At 72.1% G+C, this 20,783-nt stretch carries 18 protein-coding genes; 5 read left to right on the plus strand and 13 right to left on the minus strand.

From position 1 onward, the window contains the following. Positions 1-23: 23 nt before the first annotated feature. The 11 genes from ACFY9I_RS04185 to ACFY9I_RS04235 form a co-directional block, all read right to left on the minus strand. Positions 24-3,779: an ABC transporter transmembrane domain-containing protein gene (locus tag ACFY9I_RS04185; RefSeq protein ID WP_390996382.1), complete on the minus strand. Its 3,756-nt coding sequence runs from the start codon at positions 3,777-3,779 to the stop codon at positions 24-26. Between the two features lie 140 nt (positions 3,780-3,919). Further along, the gene (locus ACFY9I_RS04190; protein WP_390996385.1) at positions 3,920-4,183 is read right to left on the minus strand and encodes a hypothetical protein; all 264 of its coding nucleotides are present in this window, start codon (positions 4,181-4,183) and stop codon (positions 3,920-3,922) included. Positions 4,184-4,465: 282 nt separating this feature from the next. Next, positions 4,466-6,106, minus strand: coding sequence for a phosphoglucomutase (alpha-D-glucose-1,6-bisphosphate-dependent) (gene pgm, locus ACFY9I_RS04195; RefSeq protein WP_390996388.1), 1,641 nt, complete (start codon positions 6,104-6,106; stop codon positions 4,466-4,468). Positions 6,107-6,306: 200 nt separating this feature from the next. Beyond that, entirely contained in the window at positions 6,307-6,645 is a 339-nt protein-coding gene (locus ACFY9I_RS04200; RefSeq protein ID WP_390996390.1) for an inner-membrane translocator, read from the minus strand. Positions 6,646-6,713: 68 nt separating this feature from the next. After that, entirely contained in the window at positions 6,714-7,409 is a 696-nt protein-coding gene (locus ACFY9I_RS04205; RefSeq protein ID WP_390996392.1) for an ABC transporter, read from the minus strand. Between the two features lie 77 nt (positions 7,410-7,486). Next, entirely contained in the window at positions 7,487-9,013 is a 1,527-nt protein-coding gene (locus tag ACFY9I_RS04210) for an ABC transporter permease (RefSeq protein ID WP_390996395.1), read from the minus strand. Further along, positions 9,010-9,906 (minus strand): ATP-binding cassette domain-containing protein, encoded by an 897-nt coding sequence (locus ACFY9I_RS04215; protein ID WP_390996397.1) that lies wholly within the window; start codon positions 9,904-9,906, stop codon positions 9,010-9,012. The genes ACFY9I_RS04210 and ACFY9I_RS04215 overlap by 4 nt, the downstream gene beginning before the upstream one ends. After that, positions 9,903-10,784, minus strand: coding sequence for a zf-HC2 domain-containing protein (locus ACFY9I_RS04220; protein WP_390996400.1), 882 nt, complete (start codon positions 10,782-10,784; stop codon positions 9,903-9,905). The genes ACFY9I_RS04215 and ACFY9I_RS04220 overlap by 4 nt, the downstream gene beginning before the upstream one ends. Further along, positions 10,781-11,290 (minus strand): sigma-70 family RNA polymerase sigma factor, encoded by a 510-nt coding sequence (locus ACFY9I_RS04225; RefSeq protein WP_390997011.1) that lies wholly within the window; start codon positions 11,288-11,290, stop codon positions 10,781-10,783. The genes ACFY9I_RS04220 and ACFY9I_RS04225 overlap by 4 nt, the downstream gene beginning before the upstream one ends. Before the next feature lie 134 nt (positions 11,291-11,424). After that, the gene (locus ACFY9I_RS04230; RefSeq protein WP_390996403.1) at positions 11,425-12,474 is read right to left on the minus strand and encodes an esterase-like activity of phytase family protein; all 1,050 of its coding nucleotides are present in this window, start codon (positions 12,472-12,474) and stop codon (positions 11,425-11,427) included. A gap of 60 nt (positions 12,475-12,534) precedes the next feature. After that, positions 12,535-13,512: a serine hydrolase gene (locus ACFY9I_RS04235; RefSeq protein ID WP_390996405.1), complete on the minus strand. Its 978-nt coding sequence runs from the start codon at positions 13,510-13,512 to the stop codon at positions 12,535-12,537. A gap of 81 nt (positions 13,513-13,593) precedes the next feature. Here ACFY9I_RS04235 and ACFY9I_RS04240 point away from each other — a divergent pair, with 81 nt between their 5' ends. Then, positions 13,594-13,743, plus strand: coding sequence for a hypothetical protein (locus tag ACFY9I_RS04240; protein WP_390996408.1), 150 nt, complete (start codon positions 13,594-13,596; stop codon positions 13,741-13,743). 117 nt (positions 13,744-13,860) lie between these two features. After that, positions 13,861-14,226: a DUF4180 domain-containing protein gene (locus ACFY9I_RS04245; protein WP_390996411.1), complete on the plus strand. Its 366-nt coding sequence runs from the start codon at positions 13,861-13,863 to the stop codon at positions 14,224-14,226. A gap of 105 nt (positions 14,227-14,331) precedes the next feature. On the opposite strand, the gene ACFY9I_RS04250 is transcribed toward ACFY9I_RS04245, so the two are convergent. After that, a complete protein-coding gene (locus tag ACFY9I_RS04250) occupies positions 14,332-15,633 on the minus strand; it encodes a DUF5933 domain-containing protein (protein WP_390996413.1) in 1,302 nt (433 codons plus the stop codon). A gap of 492 nt (positions 15,634-16,125) precedes the next feature. On the opposite strand from ACFY9I_RS04250, the gene ACFY9I_RS04255 reads away from it, so the two are divergent. Together ACFY9I_RS04255 and ACFY9I_RS04260 are read left to right on the plus strand one after the other, a co-directional pair. Beyond that, positions 16,126-16,929, plus strand: a complete 804-nt coding sequence (locus ACFY9I_RS04255; RefSeq protein ID WP_390996415.1) for an endonuclease — start codon at positions 16,126-16,128, stop codon at positions 16,927-16,929. A 268-nt stretch (positions 16,930-17,197) separates the two neighbouring features. Beyond that, positions 17,198-18,688, plus strand: a complete 1,491-nt coding sequence (locus ACFY9I_RS04260) for an FG-GAP-like repeat-containing protein (RefSeq protein ID WP_390996418.1) — start codon at positions 17,198-17,200, stop codon at positions 18,686-18,688. Positions 18,689-18,894: 206 nt separating this feature from the next. On the opposite strand, the gene ACFY9I_RS04265 is transcribed toward ACFY9I_RS04260, so the two are convergent. After that, positions 18,895-19,803 carry an alpha/beta fold hydrolase gene (locus ACFY9I_RS04265; protein ID WP_390996421.1) on the minus strand — a complete coding sequence of 303 codons (909 nt, stop codon included), beginning with the start codon at positions 19,801-19,803 and terminating at the stop codon, positions 18,895-18,897. Between the two features lie 105 nt (positions 19,804-19,908). Here ACFY9I_RS04265 and ACFY9I_RS04270 point away from each other — a divergent pair, with 105 nt between their 5' ends. Beyond that, complete coding sequence (locus tag ACFY9I_RS04270; RefSeq protein ID WP_390996424.1) at positions 19,909-20,523, plus strand: TetR family transcriptional regulator; 615 nt, start codon at positions 19,909-19,911, stop codon at positions 20,521-20,523. The last annotated feature ends 260 nt before the right edge of the window (positions 20,524-20,783 follow it).

Genomic DNA, 20,783 nt, shown 5'->3' on the forward strand with positions numbered 1-20,783 from the left:
AGGAATGGACGCGGGGCTGAGCTCTACGCTCTCACCGCCGGCTCGCCCACGAACGTCCGCCACAGCTCCGCGTACCGTCCGTCGAGCGCCAGCAGTTCGTCGTGGGTGCCGTCCTCGGCGACCCGGCCGTGGTCCATGACGACGACACGGTCGGCGCGGGCCGCGGTGGTGAGGCGGTGCGCGACGACGAGCGTGGTCCGACGGCCGGCGAGGCGGTCGGTGGCCTGGTTGACCTGGGCCTCCGTGGCCAGGTCCAGCGCGGCCGTCGCCTCGTCGAGGAGCAGGATGTCGGGGTCGACCAGTTCCGCGCGGGCCAGGGCGATCAGTTGGCGCTGTCCGGCGGAGAGGTTGCGCCCGCGTTCGGCGACCTCGTGGAGGTAGCCGCCGTCGAGGGTGGCGATCATGTCGTGGGCGCCGACGGCACGCGCGGCGGCCTCCACCTCGGCGTCGGTGGCGTCGGGGCGACCGTAGGCGATGGCGTCCCGGACCGTGCCCTGGAAGAGGTACGCCTCCTGCGGGACGACACCGAGCCGGTGCCGGTATGAGGTGAGGTCCAGGTCGCGCAGATCCGTGCCGTCGACCGTGACCCGGCCGCCGGTGGGGTCGTAGAAGCGGGCGACCAGCTTGACGAGCGTCGACTTGCCGGCGCCGGTCTCACCGACGAAGGCGACGGTCTGCCCGGCGGGGATCGTGAGCCCGACCCCGCTCAGGGCCGCTTCCCCCTCGACGGCGGCGCCGTAAGCGAAGTCCACGTCCTCGAAGGTGATGTCACCCCGCAGCGACAGCACCTCCAGCGGCTCGTCGGCGGATTTCGTCGACGCGGGCTCCTGGAGGAGTTCCTTGATGCGGCCCAGGGAGACGGTGGCCTGCTGGTAGCCGTCGAAGACCTGGGAGAGCTGCTGGACGGGGGCGAAGAAGAGGTCGATGTAGAGGAGGTACGCGACCAGCGCGCCGGTGGTCAGGGTGCCGGCGTCGACCCGGTGGGCGCCCACGATCAGGACGGCCGCCGCTGCCGCCGAGGACAGGAACTGCACGAACGGGAAGTACACCGAGATCAGCCACTGGCCGTGGACACGGGCCCTGCGGTAGCTGTCGCTGCCGGCCGCGAACCGCTCGCCTCCGTCCCGCTCGCGCCGGAACGCCTGCACGATCCGCAGCCCGGCCACCGACTCCTGAAGGTCCGCGTTGACGACGGACACCCGCTCACGGGCCAGCTCGTACGCCTTCACGCTCGCCCGGCGGAAGAAGACGGTGCCGACGATCAGCGGCGGGAGCGTGGCGAAGACGACGAGGGCGAGCTGTACGTCGATGACGACCAGGGCGCCCATGATGCCGAAGAAGGTGACGACGGAGACGAAGGCCGTGACCAGACCGGTCTGCAGGAACGTCGAGAGGGCGTCGACGTCGGTCGTCATCCGGGTCATGATCCGGCCCGTCAACTCCCGCTCGTAGTAGTCGAGTCCGAGCCGCTGGAGCTGGGCGAAGATCTTCAGGCGCAGGGAGTAGAGGACGCGTTCGCCGGTACGCCCGGTCATGCGCATCTCGCCGATCTGGGCCGCCCACTGGGCGAGGACCGCGAGCAGCCCCAGCAGGGACGCCGCCCAGACCGCGCCGAGGGCCGCCTGCGAGACCCCTTCGTCGATGCCGTGCCGGATCAGCACGGGCAGCAGCAGCCCCATGCCCGCGTCGACGGCGACCAGCGCCAGGCTGAACAGCAGGGGCAGCCCGAAGCCGCGCAGCAGCCGCCGCAGACCGTACGACTCCTCCGGCGCCACCGCGCGGCCCTCGTCGATGTCCGGCGTGTCGGTCGCCGGGGGCAACGCCTCGACCTGGGCGAGGAGTTCGGGGGTGGCGGGGGTGCCGGCGAACGCGGTGTCGCGGGGCTCCCGGTCGCCGGTCCACAGCCGGGGCGTGATGCCCCGCTCGGCGTCGAACTCCGCGTCCAGCTCGTCCCTTATCGAGTCGCGTACGGAGGCGTCCTCTTTGGTCAGGGAGTGGGCGGCCCGGGGGATGTGGCCGGGAGAGACGCCGCCCAGTTCGTCGGGGTCGGTGAGCAGGCGGCGGTACAGGGCCGAGCGGCGCTCCAGTTCCTCATGGGTGCCGATGTCGGCGAGACGGCCCTCGTCGAGGACGGCGATGCGGTCGGCGAGGCCGAGGGTGGAGCGGCGGTGGGCGATGAGAAGAGTGGTGCGGCCCCGCATGACCTGCCTGAGCGCCTCGTGGATCTCGTGCTCCACGCGGGCGTCCACCGCCGAGGTCGCGTCGTCGAGGACGAGGAGGCGCGGGTCGGTCAGGATCGCGCGGGCGAGGGCGACACGCTGGCGCTGGCCGCCGGAGAGGGTGAGACCGTGTTCGCCGACCTTGGTGGCGTAGCCCTCGGGCAGCTCGGCGATGAAACGGTCCGCCTGGGCGGCGCGGGCGGCGGCCTCGATCTGCTCGTCGGTCGCGTCCGGGCGGCCGTACGCGATGTTGGCGCGGACGGTGTCGGAGAAGAGGAAGGAGTCCTCCGGAACCAGGCCGATCGCGGCGCGCAGCGACTCGAAGGTCAGCTCGCGGACGTCGTGCCCGCCGATGAGGACGGCGCCGCGCGTCACGTCGTAGAAACGCGGGAGGAGGAGGGAGACCGTGGACTTGCCGGAGCCGGAGGACCCGACGACCGCGAGGGTCTCGCCGGCCCGGATCTCGAAGCTGAGCCCGTCGAGGACGGGGCTGGTCGTGCCGGAGCCGCTCTCGTATCCGAAGGACACGTCGTCGAACTCGACGGTCGCGGGCGCGTCGGCCGGGAGGGTCTTCGTGCCGTCGGCGAGCGTCGGCTCGGTGTCGATCAGCTCCAGGACGCGTTCCGTACCGGCCCGCGCCTGCTGGCCGACGGTGAGCACCAGGGCGAGCATGCGGACCGGGCCGACGAGCTGGGCGAGGTACGTGGAGAAGGCGACGAAGGTGCCGAGGGTGATGTGCCCGCCCACCGCGAGCCAGCCGCCGAGCGCCAGCATGGCGACCTGGCCGAGGGCGGGGACGGACTGGAGGGCGGGGGTGTAGCGGGAATTGAACCGGATGGTGCGCAGCCGCCCCGCGAAGAGCCGCCGCCCGACCTCCCTGAGCTTGCCGGTCTCCTGCTCCTCCTGCCCGAACCCCTTCACCACGCGTACGCCGCTGACGGCGCCGTCGACGACGCCCGCGACGGCGGCGGCCTGGGCCTGGGCGTACCAGGTGGCGGGGTGCAGCTTGGTACGGCTGCGCTCGGCGATCCACCACAGGGCGGGGGCGACGGCGAGGGCGACGAGCGTGAGCGGCAGGGAGAGCCACGCCATGATCACGAGCGAGATCAGGAACAGCAGGATGTTGCCGATGGTCATCGGCAGCATGAAGAGCAGGCCCTGGATCAGCTGGAGGTCGCTGGTGGCGCGCCCGACGACCTGGCCGGTGGACAGCTCGTCCTGGCGGCGGCCGTCGAGGCGGGTGATCGTGCCGTACATCTCCGTGCGGAGGTCGTGCTGGACGTCGAGGGCGAGGCGGCCGCCGTAGTAGCGGCGGATGTAGGTGAAGACGTAGACGAGGAGGGCCGCGCCGATCAAAGCGGTCGCCCAGGGGGCCATGTCCCGGGTGTTGTCCCCGATCACGTCATCGATGATCACCTTGGTGATCAGGGGGACCAGGGCCATCACGGCCATACCCGCGAGGGAGGAGCCGAGGGCGAGGATCACGTCCTTGGGGTACCGCCAGGCGTATCCGGCCAGTCTGCGCGCCCACCCTCGGTCGCCCCCCTGTCGCACTGCCACGCCGGTGCCCTCCTCGTCGTCCGGATCGTCCGGAAGACACCAACGTCGGGAGCAGCGGATTTCATCCCGCCGCAACGGTTCCGTCCCGCGGCCCACGGGGGCCGGCCGTGGGGCCCTCACGGGGCCGGGCCCCATGGCCCCTACCGGGTGTGGGCCGCTCGCTTTCCCGCCCCCGGGCCATGGCCGGCCAGGCCCAAGCGTCGCCTGGCCGGGCCGCTTGCCCGGGCCGCCTGCCGGTACGCGTCGTAGGCGGCGGTCCTGTCGCCGCCGTGCTCCCTCGCCTTCGCGAGAGCCGCCCAGGCGACGGGGTCCGTCGCGGCCGTCTTCTCGGCGACGTCCCGGCCGTGGGTGGTCTCCCTCAGCGCGGGCCTGGCGGCTCGGGCCCGGCTGTGGCACTTGCTCACGGCGTTCTCGTACGACGCTGCCGCGCAGCCGTGGCGACGACGCTGCTGTTCGGCGGCCCGTCCCGGGGAGGTCCGCTGTTCGGCGGCCCGTCCCGGGGAGGTCCGCTGTTCGGCGGCCCGTCCCGGGGAGCAGAGGTCATCGGGCGTTCTGGCCCAGGAGGCGCCTGTCCAGAACTCGGCCGGTGGCTCCCGATGCGCCCGACTCAGCGCCGCCCCAGGCGGCCGCGGCCTGGCGCTTGGCGGCGGCGAGGGTGAAGACCCCTGCCCTGCCCTCTTTCCGCGTCAGGCGCCCAGCGCCGCCAGGACCACGGACCTGGCCTCATCCTGGACCTGGTGGAGGTGGTCCGGGCCGAGGAAGGACTCGCCGTAGATCTTGTAGACGTCCTCGGTGCCGGAGGGGCGGGCCGCGAACCAGGCGTTGTCGGTGGCGACCTTGATACCGCCGAGGGCGGCGCCGTTGCCGGGGGCCTCGGTGAGGACCGAGGTGACGGGCTCGCCGGCGAGGGTGTCGGCGGTGACCTGGCGCGGGGACAACCTGGCGAGCAGGGCCTTCTCCTCGCGGGTGGCCGGGGCGTCGACGCGGGCGTAGGCGGGGGCGCCGAAGCGGTCGGTGAGCCGCGCGTAGTGCTGCGAGGGGGTTTTGCCGGTGACGGCCGTGATCTCGGAGGCGAGCAGGGCCAGGATGATGCCGTCCTTGTCGGTGGTCCACACCGAGCCGTCCCGGCGCAGGAAGGACGCGCCCGCCGACTCCTCACCGCCGAAGCCGAGCGTGCCGTCGGACAGGCCGTCCACGAACCACTTGAAGCCGACGGGGACCTCGACCAGCGGGCGGCCGACGTCCGCCGCGACCCGGTCGATCATGCCGGACGACACCAGGGTCTTGCCGACGCCGGCGCCGGCGGGCCACTGCTGGCGGTGGGAGAACAGGTACGAGATCGCCACGGCCAGATAGTGGTTGGGGTTCATCAGGCCCCCGTCGGGCGTGACGATGCCGTGCCGGTCGGCGTCGGCGTCGTTGCCGGTGGCGATGTCGAAGCGGTCGCGTCCCTCGATGAGCGAGGCCATGGCGTACGGCGAGGAGCAGTCCATACGGATCTTGCCGTCCCAGTCGAGCGTCATGAAGCGCCAGGTGGGGTCGGTGAGCGGGTTCACCACCGTGAGGTCGAGGCGGTGCTGCTCGGCGATACGGCCCCAGTACGCCACCGAGGCGCCGCCCAGCGGATCGGCGCCGATGCGCACGCCCGCTGACCGGATCGCCTCCAGGTCCAGGACGTTCGGCAGGTCGGCCACATAGGCGCCGAGGAAGTCGTGGCGGCCGGTGCCGGGGGCGGTCAGGGCTCGGGTGTAGGGGATGCGCCGTACGTCCTTCATCCCGCCGGTGATGATCTCGTTGGCGCGGTCCTGGATCCAGGAGGTCGCCTCGGAGCCGGCGGGGCCGCCGTGCGGCGGGTTGTACTTGAAGCCGCCGTCGGCGGGCGGGTTGTGCGAGGGGGTGACGACGACTCCGTCGGCGAGCGCCGAGGTGCGGTTCCGGTTGTGGGTGAGGATGGCGTGCGAGACGGCCGGGGTGGGGGTGTAGCCGTCGGCCTGGTCGATGAGGACGGTCACGTCGTTGGCCGCGAAGACCTCCAGCGCCGTGATGCGGGCGGGCTCCGAGAGGGCGTGGGTGTCGGCGCCGAGGAAGAGGGGGCCGTCGGTGCCCTGGGCGGCGCGGTACTCACAGATGGCCTGGCTGGTGGCCGCGATGTGGTCCTCGTTGAACGCCGCCGCCAGGGACGAGCCGCGGTGCCCCGAGGTACCGAACGCCACCCGCTGCCCCGGTTCGGCCGGGTCGGGGTGCAGCGCGTAGTACGCCGTGACCAGCCGGGCCACATCGACGAGGTCGTCGGGTCCGGCGACCTGCCCCGCTCGCGCGTCCTGCATTTCCCGCTCCTCCGCAAGGGTCGACCGTTGGGTACAGCCCTCATTGTTCCCTGCCCGGACCGTCGGGACGCGTGCCGGGACCCCGATGGGGCGTGTGACGGGACCCCGATGGGGGGTGTGACGAGACCCCGATGGGGCGTGTGACGAGACCCCGATGGGGCGCGCGTCCCGTCACACAGCCCCTCCGTCCGCATCCGGGATCAGGGCCAGTACCCCAGCGCGTGGACTGCCAGGAAGGCACAGAGCGTCAACTGCACCGCCCCGATGACGTGGTGACCGATCCGCAGCAGCACGACGGCGGTTACGCCGACCGCCAGGGCCAGAGCGCCGAAGCCCAGCACGGGCGCCCAGTCCAGGGGCGGCACGCCGGTCGCCGTCTGTCCGGAGCCGGCGTCCGGCCGGCCCAGTCTTCGGCCGGCGAGCAGGATGACGACCAGCAGCCCGGCTGCCGCGTCCGCCACCAGTACGAGAAGGAGGAGGCACCCTGCGGTGAGGGCACCCTCTGCGCCGGAGGGCTGCTTGTCGGTAAGTTCGGGCATGGCTCGACGATCGCCCGGAATCCACCGTTCCGAACGGTCCGTCGCCGACTCGCAACCCGGCAGAACCGTCACCCACCGCCACCGCGCCGGAAGCGGCCACCGAGTCGGCGGCGCGGCTCCGGTCCGCACAGCGCCCAGGTGCCGAGCGCGGTGATCAGGATTCCGGCCCACAGCACGTGGGCGTCCGCCCAGCCCGGGTCGCTCGGGGACACGAAGAGGGCGAATCGGGGCGGGAGGAGCGCGGCGGCACCGACCGGCAGCGCGAGCGCGGCGCCCGCCACGGCCGGTCCCGGCGCCCGCGTCCCGCTGAACCGCACCACCGCCCCGGCGAGCGCGAGCGCCAGCCCGGACAGCGCGCCTGCCTCGACCGTCACCGGCCCCACCGGCAGCCCGGCCCATGACGCGGTGTCGGCGCCCGCCCGGACCACACCCAGCACCGCCGTCCACCACACCGCACCCATCAGCCACACCACGACCACTCGCAACGCCTGCCGCAGCGGACGCGGCACAGGAGGGACGCCGGTGGTGTGCCGGGCGGGATCGTCCAGGACGAACGCCATCCCCACCGCGCCGCACAGCGCGGCCGCCCGCACCACGTTGACCAGCAACGGCGCCGGGAGTTCCGTCGAGAACAGCACCGGTACGGCCGCGATGGCCAGCCCAAGCCCCCAGCCCGCCGCGAACAGGGGCCAGGGCAGGGACCGCAGCGTGGGACGCAGCAGAGCCGCCGCCACCGACGCCCGCCGTACCAGAGCCCTCGTCACCGACCCCCGCCGTGCCCGAACTGCCGTCACCGACCCCCGCCGTGCCCGAACCGCCGTCACCGACCCCCGCCGCCGCCTCACGCGCACATCCATGCGCGGTCGTCGGCCGTCTCCGCCGGGGCGGTGACGCCGAGCAGGGCGGCCGCGCGGTCGGTGGTCGTACCGGGCGCGGAGAGCTCCGCCCAGGACGCCTTCACCTTGCGGTCCACCTCCGACCGGGGCTCGGCGAGCAGCCGCTGGACCACGGCGTACTCGCGGTCCCGCAGGGAGATCGCGGAGACCGGCGCCTGGATCACACCGGGGCTGTTGTAGTCGTCCCCGGTCCTTTCGAACATGGTCTCGCCGTCCCGGGTCGCCCGGATCGCCAGCCAGACCATCAGAACGCCCCGCGCGTCACAGTGCGCTCCGCCGTACCGTTCGTGCCCGACCACCAGTCCCCGGGCGACACTCGCGGCGAACTCCAGCTCCCGTTGGCCGCCCCACGCCGTGCTCGCCGTCAACTCGCCGGGGGCGGCGGGCGAGAGCTCCGAGATGCCCGACGGTCCGTCGAGGGCGGCGACCTTCTGCCGTACGGTCAGGGCCCGCGTCGCCTCCGGACCGCCGGCCAGTGACCGGGCCTTGTCCGTCACCCGGGCCCATTCGTCAACCCAGGGGGTGAACTCGGGGAAGGCGCAGTACGTCGTCGCCCCGCTCCGCTCGCAGTCCTGCACCGCCGCCGGGTCACGGGTCGCCACCTCCCGTGCCTCCCGCACCGCGTCCGAGGGTGCCATGCCCTGGAACACCACAGCGGCCACGACCACGCAGAGCGACGCCACGACGGTGACCCGCACGGCCCGCGTCCGGCCACCGCTCACCAGGACCGCCCCCGCCGCCGCCAGTACCGAAAGCGCCAGCAGGTACAGCGCGTGCCATCCGGCGGGCCGTCCCAGCAGGTCCGACGGCAGTGGCCGCCTGCCCTCGTCGACCACGACCGGGAACACGCTGCGCAGCCAGGACCCCGGTTCCGGGGAGGCCGCGAAGATGAAGATGCCCGCCAGGAGGGCGACCGCGGCCAGGGGAGCCACGAACGCCGACCCGGCCACCCGTCCGAGCAGCACCCCGAGGACCGCGGAGACCAGGACCAGCAGCGGCCCGGTCAGCAGCTCGAACACCGACCCGTGCCCCACCGCCCCGGGCTGCGACGCCCCGGCCGTGAACTGCACGGCCACGAGCAACGCCGTCACCGGCACCGTCGGGAGCACGGACAGCAGATGCGCACAGGTGCGCTGCCACGGCCGCAGTACCAGCACGGCGAAGTGCCCGTCGGTGCCGTGCCGGTGTGAGCGCAGCACTGCCAGGTTGGCGGCGATCATCACCACCGGGCCCAGGAGCAGCTGTCCCAGCTGGGTCTCGCGGTCGAGGTCCTGCAGAACCGGATAGGCGTCCTCCGGCTCGCCGCCCGGCCACAGCAGCACGGTCAGGTATGCCGCCAGGGCGGCCAGCAACAGGGGGTGCAGCAGCAGACGCCGGGCCTCCACCCGGGCCAGCGCGAGCACCGCCCGCCGCGCGTCCCCGGTCGGCGCCGGGGCCGGTGTCACGGCCGGGGCCTCGGTCACGGCCGTCATGCCGGCACCTCCGCCGGAGTGTCGCCGCCGAGTGCCAGCAGATAACCGTCCTCCAGCGTCGGCTCCACCAGCCGGGCGCCCGCCGGTGGATCGCCGACGTTGCGGAACTCGCCCGTCCCGGTGCGCCATCCGGCTCTGGCGCCCGGCTGCCGCTCGGCGCTGCTCCACACCCGGCCGTCGGCGACCGCCGTCAGCGCGGCGGCCGTACCGTCGAACCGCACCCGGCCCTTGTCCATGACGACCACCCGGTGGCACAGCATCGCAACGTCCTCCGTCTGATGGGTGGACAGCAGCACCGTCCGGCCCTCACCGGCCTCCGCGATCAGCTCCCGGAACCGCATCCGCTGCTCCGGATCCAGCCCGACCGTGGGTTCGTCGAGGACCAGGAACCCCGGATCGCCGACCAGGGCCGCCGCCAGCGCCACCCGCTGCCGCATACCGCCGGAGAGTTTCCGGATCCGCTTGCCGCGCACCTCCGCGAGACCGACCGCGTCGAGGACCCGCCGGGCCTCGGCATGCCGGGTACTCCGGTCCGTCAACTCCTTGAGGATCGCCACGTAGTCGATGAACTCGAAGGCGGTGAAGTCCGGGTGGAATCCGGGGTTCTGCGGCAGATAGCCCAGTGCTCTGCGGGCGTCCTGGCGTCCTCGGACCGTGCTGGGATCGTGGCCGAGGACGGTGAACGCCCCGTTGTCCGGCGGGGTCGCCGTCGCCAGGATCCGCAACAGCGTCGTCTTGCCCGCGCCGTTCGGTCCGAGCAGGCCCGTGACGCCCTCGGTGAGCCGCAGCGTCACATCGTCCACCGCCCTCGTACCGCGATAGCTCAGGGTCAGCCCGGCGGCCGAGACCGTGGGCGGGGTGACCGTGGGCCGGTTGACCGGGGGTCGTGTCATGACAGCCTCCTGGCTGCGAAGCGAAGAGAGCGAAGAAATCGAAGCGATCGGGGCGCCCGGAACGAGGGACCGAGCGGGCGACCGCTGTCGAAGCGGTCCCGCGCCGCCACCAGCAGCACCGTCGCCACCGTCGCGACCGCCGCCGCCGCGCACTGCCCCGCGGCGGTGAAGGGCAGCGGCGTACCGGAGGCCGGCAGGACGCTCAGCACCACCAGGGCGGTCCAGCCGGCACCGACCAGCACCGGCGCGAGCACCGGCCCGAGCCGGGCCGTCAACGCGACACCGGCCGAGGTCAGCGCGAGCGCCGGCAGCAGCCAGCCGAGCGCGGCCAGCCCGTACGACGGCAGCGCCAGGCTCGCCAGCCCGCTGAGTGCCGTCGTCGTCGACAGCACGGCGACCGTCCTGACCATCAGCAGCCGGAAGGTGTGCATCGGGGCGACCACGGACATCTCGTACGTCGGGTCCAGCCCCGGCCCGAACGACACCGCCACCCCCACCAGCGGCAGCAGCGGCGCCGTGGCCAGCAGCATCAGCGGCGACGCGGCCAGCCCCACACCGACCGCGAGCAGCAGGGTCAGCGCCACCGCGCCGAGCCAGGAGCGGCGCAGCGCCGGGGTCGCCGCGAGCAGCCGCGCGGTGTGGTCGGCGACGCCCACCCGGATCAGCAGCGACTCGACCGGTCCGGGCCTGGGGGCGTCCAGTTCGGCGTCCAGCCGGGCCCAGCCCGCGTTGATCTCGGCGGTCGGGATATGGGCCGAGAGCGCGGCCCGGCAGTCGGCGCAGGCGGCGAGATGGGTCTCGACGGACCACAGGCGGGGGGCCGCCAGCACCCCTCGCGCGTAGTCCCGCAGGTCCCCGTCGTCGGCGTGCCAGCTCATGTCAGGCCCTCCCGCAGTTGCCTCCGGGCGCGCATGGCCCGGGTCTTGACCGTGCCCGGCGGAATGCCCAGCAGTACGGCCGCCTCACGCGTCGTCAGGCCGTCGATCACCGTGGCCTGCAACACCGCGCGCAGCTCCGGCGAGAGCCCGGCGAGCGAGCCGGCCAGGTCGCCGTACCGGACCCGGGCCAGCACCTGTTCCTCGGCGGACGCCTCGTCGCGATGGCGCAGCCGGGCCAGCGCCTGGCGCATCCGCCCCCGGGCCCCGTCGCCCCGCAACGCGTCCACCAGGCGTCGCGACCCGATCCGCCACAGCCAGCCGGCCACATCGCCTTCGCGGCGGTAGCGGGCGGCTCCGCGCCACACGTCGAGGAACGTCTCCTGGACGACGTCGTCGACGAGCACCGGATCGGCGCACCGCCCGCGCAGCCGCAGCACGAGCCACGGCGCGTACTGCCGGTACAGCTCCTCGAAGGCGCGACGGTCCCCGTCCGCGACGGCCCGCATCAGCTCGGCGTCGCCCGGACTCCCCCGGTTCGTTTGGCTCACACCCCCTCATCGGACGAGAGGCCCCCAGCGGTTCACGCGGGCGGCTCCCTCGTCCGCGCGAGCACCGGCCTTTCGCGACAGTGCCGGGCCTGTCAGGCCACCCGGACCCGAAGCGCGTAGCACCGGGTGGTCTGGACGGCGTTCTGGTTGTCGTCGCTGACCAGCAGCACGTTCAGCCGGCCCCCGTGCCGCTGCCGCTGCCCGGTGACGACCATGCCCTCGATGTTGTCGAGCAGCGGGTTCGGCTGCGGCTGCTTGGCGGTGGCGCCGAGGGTCGGGCAGTTCACGAGGTCGGCGAGGAGTGTCTTGCGGAGGAGCCGTATACGGTCGCCGTCCTGCCCGGTGAGGACGTCGACACCGGAGGTGTCCGTGGCACGGCGCGTGTCGGCGGCGTACAGCCGCACGGTGTTGCCGACACCGGCGGTGAACCCGCGCTCCAGCACGAGCAGCCGCCCGCCCGGCAGGCCCGCGACCTCGACGACGCCGAGCCCGGTGTCGGCGCGGTAGCCGTACTGGGTGGAGAGCCGGAAGTCCTTGCCGCCGCCGTGCCGCCGCCAGGTCTGGAAGCGGACGACCCCGGGGCTGTCACCGGAGAGCGCGCCCTCCATCGAGGCGAGCAGGGTGCGCCCGCCGGGCAGGAGGGTGAGCCCCTCGAAGGTCTGGTTGGCGGTGGCCCGCCCGGCCGGGGCGACCTTCAGCGCGTCCGGCACGGGGAGGCTGCCCAGGACGCGGCCCTCCCGGTCGTACCGGCGTACGGACGGCTCGGTCTCCGAGGTGACGAGGCGGCTGCCGTCCCGGTCGACGGCCAGTCCCTCGGAGTCGAGCGCGGCGCCGGTCTCCGTGGCGAGGGGGACGACGCCCCTCGGCTGGAGGGTGCGGGGGTCCAGGGAGAAGAGGGAGGACCGGTCGGAGACGGCGAGGAGCGAACCGTCGCGGTCGACGGCGAGGCCGGAGAAGTTGCCGACGAAGGTGCCCTCGTACGTCGTCTTGTCGAGGGCGTCGGAGTACCGCTGGATGGACACGGACGACGAACAGGCGTTGTCCTGCGGCGAGTCGGCGTGCACCGGCCCGGCGGCGGCGAGGGTGGTCGTGGCCGCCGCCAGGCCGGCGGTGAGGGTGGCGAGGAGCGTTCTCAGAGGCATGGCGTCACGGTAGGACGATGCCGGTGATGCGGAGATGGCCTCGCCGTGAACGTCCGGATATCAGCCGCCGGTGGTGCCGGCCGCCTCCGGCACCGGCACGGTCGCTTCCCGCGGCTGGTCGGTGGGCACGTACCGCTGCGTGCTCGCGGACGTCGTGACGGGCACGAGGTCCTTGTGGATGGCCTTGGCGACGCCCTGGATGGTGTTCACGCCGTACTTCATGTCGGCGTTTCCGTGGGTGAGGACGGTGATCGTGTAGTCCCGGCCGCCGCCCTTGAACGTGCCGACGCTGTGCACCCGCCAGCCGTGCGTGGCGCGGGACAGCCACCCGTTCTTGACGTGCACCTTCACGGTCGAGGGCGCCCCGGCCGGGGTGCCCCAGCGCTGCGAGGAGACGACCTGGTTCATCAGCTTGAGGACGTACGCGCGGGAGTTGTCGCTCAGGACGGTGTTCTTCGCGGTGAGCAGCGCGAGCAGCCGCTGCTCGTCCCGGACGGTGATCTGGGTGAGGCCCCAGTAGTTGTTGGCACCGGGCTTGGTCTGGGTCATCTTCGCCGCGGTGAGGAAGCCCTTGATCTTCTTCATGCCGAGCTGCTTCCACAGCGTGCTGGTGGAGGCGTTGTCCGACTTGGTGATCATGGCGGTGGCGAGCTTGGTCTCGCGGTCGGTGAGGTACCGGTTGGTCTTCTTGGCGTCCCAGAGCAGGGCCGCGAGCACGGTCACCTTCACGACGCTGGCCGAGTCGTAGGCCATGTCGCCGCGCAGCGTGCAGGTCGTTTTCGTCACCCGGTCGTACAGCCCGACCGCCACGGTCCCCTTGCGCTTGGCGAGCGCCGCCGTGATGTCCTTCTTCAGCTTCTCGGCCAGTCCGGCCTGCCCGGACGTACAACTGACCGTCGGCGGCGCCGCGACGGCCGCCGGCGCGAACGCGCCGACCGCCGACGACAGGACCATCCCCGCACCGATCCCCACAGCCACTACCCGCGTCCGTCCGGACGTCCGCGACACCCGGGATACCCCCGATATCCGGTGAGTCATGAAACGCTTCCCATCCCTTAGAGCGACAAGAACCCACTACAGGCGGGTTCACCTCACTCGACTCGCGAGGATGACCGAAAGTTGTACGTACGTTCGCAGAAAGAGTTTTCGACAGCCGCCACCGAGCGCCTCGCCCCCTCCGGCGTCGGCCGGCCCGAGTCGAGCCCCGACCTGCTGGAGCTGGCCCTGTTCAACGGGATCGGGAAGCCGGCCCCGGAGTCAGGGGCCTGACGGCCGGCGCGAGCCCTCGCCCTTCGGCGGGACCTCCCGCGTCACGACCCTCGGACGGGACGAGGCGGTCTCCCCCGGGCCGTACGCCCGGCCGGCGCCGACGTAGTCTCGCCCTCCATGACCACCACCCTGCAGACGATCCACGATGTGCCCGTTCTCCTGTGCGCCCCCGAGGGCGAGGCGATCGCCCGCGAGAGCGACGCGCTGGACCTCATCGGAGACGCCGGGTACCAGGGCGCCGAGTGGGTCGCCATCCCCGCCGAGCGGTTCGACGAGGCGTTCTTCCAACTCCGCACCCGCCTCGCCGGAGACATCATCCAGAAGTTCGTCCAGTACCGCGTGGGCCTCGCCGTCATCGGGGACATCTCCCGCCACACGGCGGCCAGTTCGGCCCTGAGCGACTTCGTCCGCGAGTGCAACCGCAACCGGCAGACGTGGTTCCTGCCCGACATCGACGCACTGCGGGAGCGACTGAAAGGCTGAGGCGCGCCGCCGAAGGCCGAGGCGCGCCACTCCCGGCGCGCCTCGGCCTTCCTCCCTGGCTCCCCTCCCCTGCACGCCCGGCCGCGTCCCGGATCCCCGGGCCCCTCAGACCAGTTCGGGCTGCGATTCTGACCGCTGCTCAGGTCGCCGTGCCGACGGTACGGCCTCCCGCACCCACCGTCTGTCGACGCGTACGTAGCCGTGGATCACCGAGGCCATCACCAGCAGAAGAAGCGGGCCGAACACCCACGGGTGCCGCGCCATCTCCACCGGCAGATAGCGGTACGAGACCAGGAGCGCGGCGAAGACCGTCGCCCCGTAGGCGACCAGCCCGGCCCCCGACCGGTCCCAGCCACGGTCGTAGGTGCGCACAGCCGCCTCCACGGTGAGCGTGAACACCACACCGGCGATGAGGTCCACGCCGTAGTGGTAGCCGAAGCCCAGCGTCGCGCAGAGCGTGGCGGCCAACCAAAACGTTCCTGCGTAGCGCAGGGCTCGTGGCGCCCTGCGGGAGTGGATGAAGATCGCGGTGGCCCAGGCCGTGTGCAGGCTGGGCATGCAGTTGCGTGGGGTGATCTCGTCGTACGGCATCGCGTGCGGAGCGCCGAGCGGCGGTGGCGTGTGGGGCCACAGGTCGGCCAGCGCCCAGGGCCCGCCGCCGGTGCCGAACGCGCCGTCGCCGTAAACGAAGACCGGTCCGACCACCGGGAAGATCATGTAGACGGCCGGCCCGAAAAGACCGATCGTCAGGAAGGTGCGCACGAGGTGGTGGCGGGGGAAACGGCGCTCGGCGGCCACATGACGCAGTTGGTAGAGCGCCACGACGACCGCGGCCACCGCGAGTTGGACGTAGACCCAGTCGAGAAGGGTGGAGCCGACCGGGCCGGTGGCCTCGACCATCCGGCCCACCAGCCACGACGGGTTGCCCAGTGCGTGATCGGCGGTCGCCAGGTACTGGTCGAGCACCATCGGACGCGTCTTCGAAGTGATGAGCAGCCAGGCGTCGCCGGTCTTGCGGCCGGCCACCAGCAACAGACCCAGCCCGACGCCCTTCAGCAGCAGGAGGCGTTCCCGGCCGGTGCGGCGGGTGACGGCGATGACCGCGCAGCCGAGGACCACCCACAACGCGCCGTTGCCGAACATCATGTCGGCGTCGAGCGTCCACCGCACCAGGAAGAAGACGACATCGATCCCGATCGCCACGGCGGCCGCGACGAACCGCTGGCGCCAGGTGAGCACCACCATCGTCAACGCCATGCTGGCGTACAGCAGCGGGCCCGACTTGGGGGCGAGCACCACCTCGCGCGCCTGGTTGGTGAGGGGCCCGGGCTGACCGTATTGGCGTGCGGCGATCTCCAGCGCGACCAGGAACCCCAGGGCCACCACACCCGCCGCGGTCCACAGCATCACCTGTGGTCGACGCCATACGGCGAGCGCGCTCTCATCCTTAATGCGCGAAAGTATCCGCGATGTTATAGATATCAAGTCAGTTGACCGATTTACTCTTCAGTCGAGTGGGTCTCTTCACGGTGGACAGCATGCTTTTCCGTTCTCGGGCGGTAGCGGGAGTCAACGCGAGGATGACCACACAGGAAAGACTGACAGCCAATCAACAGGGTTGCCACCAACGGCCCTTGACTTACGGCAGATTCACCCCGCCCAGCACGCCTTGCTCCGCACGTCAATGAGGGGCTCCCCTCGAGTCGGTGCATGCGGAGGCGAGTGGCGGCACGCATGTTCCCGTGTTGGCCGTTTCGTCATCGAATCGCCTCCCTCCCGTAACACATGGACTGACCCGTCCATGCCAATCTCTCGGTTACCCACACAGTCAACCCGCGTAGACCGAGCTCCCCCGGCAACTCCTCGGTCCACGCGGCCCTCTGGGAAGGGACACCCCACATGCCCGCTGCGCGGATACGCAGTTGGAAGACGGTCGCACTCGCGACGTCGGCCGTGCTCGTCGGTCTCGTCCTGCCGACGGCCACCGCCGCCCCCGCCTCGGCGACGACGACCGCGTACGACGACACGTACTACGCGAACGCGATCGGCAAGACCGGTACGGCCCTGAAGTCCTCGCTGCACTCGATCATCGACGGTCACACGACCATCTCGTACTCGGCGGTCTGGAACGCGCTGAAGGTCACCGACCAGGACCCCAACAACAGCGCCAACGTGAAGCTGTTGTACAGCGGCATCTCCCGCAGCAAGTCCCTGAACGGCGGCAACACCGGCAACTGGAACCGTGAGCACGTGTGGGCACAGTCCCACGGCGACTTCGGCACCTCCGCCGGCCCGGGCACCGACCTGCACCACCTGCGCGCCGAGGACGTCCAGGTCAACGCCCGCCGCGGCAACCTGGACTTCGACAACGGCGGCAGCACCTTCACCAACAGCGGTGGCAGCCTCGTCGACTCCAACTCCTTCGAGCCCCGCGATGCGGTCAAGGGCGATGTGGCCCGCATGATCCTCTACATGGCCGTCCGATACGAGGGCGACGACGGCCGGCCCAACCTGGAGCCCAACGACCTCGTCACCAACGGCGGCACCCGCTTCCACGGCCGTCTCTCCGTACTGAAGGCCTGGAACGACGAGGACCCGCCGGACTCCTTCGAGGAGCGCCGCAACGAGATCATCTACGACGACTACCAGGGCAACCGGAACCCGTTCATCGACCACCCGGAGTGGGTCGAGGCGATCTGGTAGACGCCGGGCCGGGCCCACGGCGTGGCGTGACAGACGAGCTCCCGGTCCGGCGGCCGGGGGCTCGCTGCACTCCCACGGAGCCCCTGGACACCTCGCGTCCAGGGGCTCTTCGTCAGTTACGCACCCATGACATTCGCACATACAACCGGTGAAGCCCTCTTCGAGTCGGACTACACGGACACGGCGCTTCCAGCCGTCCGCCCGTACGTTCATCCGTCCGTCCGTCTGCCCATCCCCAGCCGGACCCGCCGACTCGAAAGGCACGTGCATGTCTCGAGCAGGAGCACGACGCACCACCCGCGCGGCACGAGTGAGCGCACCCCTGGCCGCGGTGGTACTGCTGGCCGGAGGCCTGACCGCCTGGTCGCTCGGCCCCGCCTCGGCGGCCACCGCCTCCGTGGGCGTGGCGGACGACTTCAACAGCGACGGGTACGCCGACCTGGTCATAGCCGCCCCGAACGCCACGGTGTCCGGGGCCGCCAAGGCGGGCTACGTGGCCGTCATGTACGGCTCGCCGAGCGGGCTCTCCCCCACGAAGAAGAAGCTCGTCAGCCGTTCGACGAGCGGTGTCCCCGGCTCCGCCACCGCGAACCAGCGCTTCGGCTCGACGTTCACCAAGGGTGACCTGGACCGGGACGGTTACGGCGACCTGGTGATCGCGGGCGGCACGGCGGGCTCCGTGATCGTCTGGGGGTCGGCCTCCGGGCTGACCGGCGGGACGAGTATCGCCGGTTACGGGGCGGCCCCACAGGCGGGCGACTTCGACGGTGACGGCAAGACCGACCTGGCGCTCTTCTCCGCCCAGTCCGTCGGCGGCGACGACCCCGAGGGCGCCCCGGCGGCCCTGTGGAAGGGCCCGGTCTCCCGCACCGGCCGGCCCACCGCCGTACTCGACCTCCTCGACAAGTCCCTGTGGTGGGGCTGGGACGAGGACGACGCGTCCTGTGCGACCGGCGGCGGCTGTGAGAACGGGCCGTCCTCCATCACCGGCCCGGTCGTCTCCGGCCAGGTCGGGGACGTCAACAGCGACGGCCGCGACGACATCGTCCAGTGGCACTACACGGGCGACGGTACGTGGGGCAACCGCCTGCTCCTGGGCGGGAGTTCGGGCTTCACCCGGGGCTGGGTGCCCGGGGACGACGTGAGCCGCGACCCGGCGGGCACGGGCATCGGCGATGTGAACGGCGACGGCTACGACGACGTGGTCGTCGGCGCGGAGGGCTGGTCCGACCAGGTTCGCGTGGCCTACGGCTCCCCCACCGGCCCCTCCGAGGCGAACACCCTGACCTTCGACCAGGACCTGCCAGGCTTCCCCGGCGTGCAGGAGGACGGCGATCTGGTCGGCTCGGCGGTCTCCGTCGCCGACGTCACCGGCGACGGCTACGCCGACCTCGCCCTCGGCATCGCGTACGAGGACGTCGACGACATCGTCAACACCGGATCGGTCGCCCTGGTCCGCGGCGGCGCCTCCGGCATCACGGGCGCCGGCACCCAGGTCTTCCACCAGAACACCGCCGGGGTGCCCGGAGTCGCCGAGAAGGACGACAAGTTCGGCTCCGCCACGGCCCTGCTGGACTTCAACGGCAACGGCCACCCCGACCTCGCCGTCGGTGCCCCCCACGAGAACAGCGACAACGGAGCCGTCTGGATCCTGAGCGGCACCGCGACCGGGCTGACCACCACGTCGGCCCTGGCGTTCGGCCCCGGGGACGTGGCGGGCCCGGCGACGGACGCGATGTTCGGCGCGAATCTACGCTGAGCGAACTCCGGTTCCGGCTCCGGTTCCGGCTCCGGCTCCGGTTCCGGTTCCGGTTCCGGTTCCGGTTCCGGTTCCGGTTCGGCGTGACCGCCGCCGCGTGGTCACGCCGAACCGGTGATGCGGCGGTGGCCGCCAGGCCGTGTCCGGCCGAACAGGCTGTGTCCGGCCGAACAGGCCGTGTGCCGCCGTCAGGCCGTGTGCCGCCGTCAGGCCGTATGCCGCAGGATCTCCTCGGCCAGGCGGGCATCCAGCGCCGTGGGCAGTGTGTGCCCCAGCCCGTCGATCATGACCAACCTCGCGCCCGGAACGGCGGCTGCGGTGGCCTCCGCGTGCGCCGGCGGGAACATCGGGTCCTCGCTGCCGTGCAGCACGAGCGTCGGCGCCTTGACGGAGGCGAGGGCAGCGGTGTCGTCCCCACCGGCCGCCCCCGCGAGCGTGTGGTTGAACCCGGCGGTCAGATCGCGCGCCCGCTCGTACACCCGCCGCTCCATGGCCCGGTACTCCTCCTCGTGGAACGGCAGCACCGAGCCGTGCAGCACCCGCCACAGCGGCAGCCGGAGGGCGAGGTGGCCCTCCAGGCCGGCTTCCGGATCGGGGAGTGTGGTGGCGAGCGCGGCGAGCAACTCGGCACTGGGCGGCGGAAGTTCACCGGGCGCCGGGGGCTCCCCCGCCATGGCCCGGCCCACCACCGCCGCCATGTCCGTACCCAGCGGCTGGGACGACAGGCTCGTCAGGGTCAGCACCCGCTCCGCATCGGTGACGGCGATCCGCTGCGCGATGATCCCGCCCAGCGAGGCCCCCACGAGATGCGCCCGCGCCACCCCGAACGCGTCCAGCACGGCGAGCACGTCCGAGGCCATGTCGGCGACGGTGTACGGCCGGACGGCGAAGTCGACGACGGAGGACCGCCCGGTGTCGCGGTGGTCGTAACGGATGACCCGCCGACCCCCTTCCACGAGCCGCCGCACGATCCCGTCGTTCCACTGGACACCCTGCGCCTGCGCACCCATCACCAGCAGCACGACCGGATGCTCGGGACCGCCGAACTCCTCGGCCCACAGCTCGATGCCGTCCACGTGGACGATCCGCTCGCGGCCCACCAGCTCTTCGTTCATGACTCTATTTTCCTGCATGGTCGTTCAAGATAATGATTCGACGCAGATCACGCACGGGTTTTTCGCAGTGGACGCCTCGCCACCCCACCCGGCACCCTGATCCCCATGGCCGGGGTCAAGGGACAGGTGCAGAAGCGGGGCGTGGAACGCCGTCGCGCGATGGTGGACGCCGCGATCACGCTCTTCTCCCAACAGGGGGTGCGCGGCACCGGCGTCGCCGCGATCGCCGAGCAGGCCGGCGTCACCCCCTCCGCCCTCATCCACCACTTCGGCAGCAAGGACGGCCTGGTCCAGGCGGTCCTGGAGGAGGCCGACCGCCGCGCCCTGGCCCGCCTGTCGGCCACCCCGGCCTCGGAGCCCACCCTCGACGAGGCCTTCGACTGGTTCGTACGGGACGCCGAGCACACGGCAGCCACCGAACGCGAACTGACCGCCCTCCACACCACGTTGACGGCCGAGAACCTGACCCCCGGCACCGCCCTGCACACCTGGTTCCGCGACCGGGGCCGCGCCCTCCGCGCCCACCTGACGGCCCTCTTCACCCGCGCTGCGGCCGACGGCTCGGCCCGCCCCGACCTGGACCCGGCGCTCCTGGCCACCGAGGTCACCGCCTTCCTGGAAGGCGCCCACCTCCTCTGGCTCCTGGACCCAGACGAGGTGGACCTCACGGCCGTACACCGCGGCTACTTCGAGGGCCTGGCCTCCCGCCTCCGCCCCTGACACACACCCGAACCGCCGTCACAAGGACTCGCCGAAGCACCGAAGACGGGCCCGGCGGTCATCGCCCCAGTCCCCGTCCGGAGCGATCGGCACGCGAACGGTACGGAGATGGATCCACCGTCCGCAAGATCCACCGGATTCGCCGACCCGCTGTGTTCGTCGCCGGGCGCAACGAAGGACAGCTCCTGCTCGTCTCGCAGGGACCGTACGTTCGCGACGCGGAACCGTAGCAGCAAACTGTCCTCCTCTCCGGGCTCGGA

It is taken from the genome of Streptomyces sp. NPDC012510 (assembly GCF_042955065.1).
Lineage (GTDB): Bacteria > Actinomycetota > Actinomycetes > Streptomycetales > Streptomycetaceae > Streptomyces.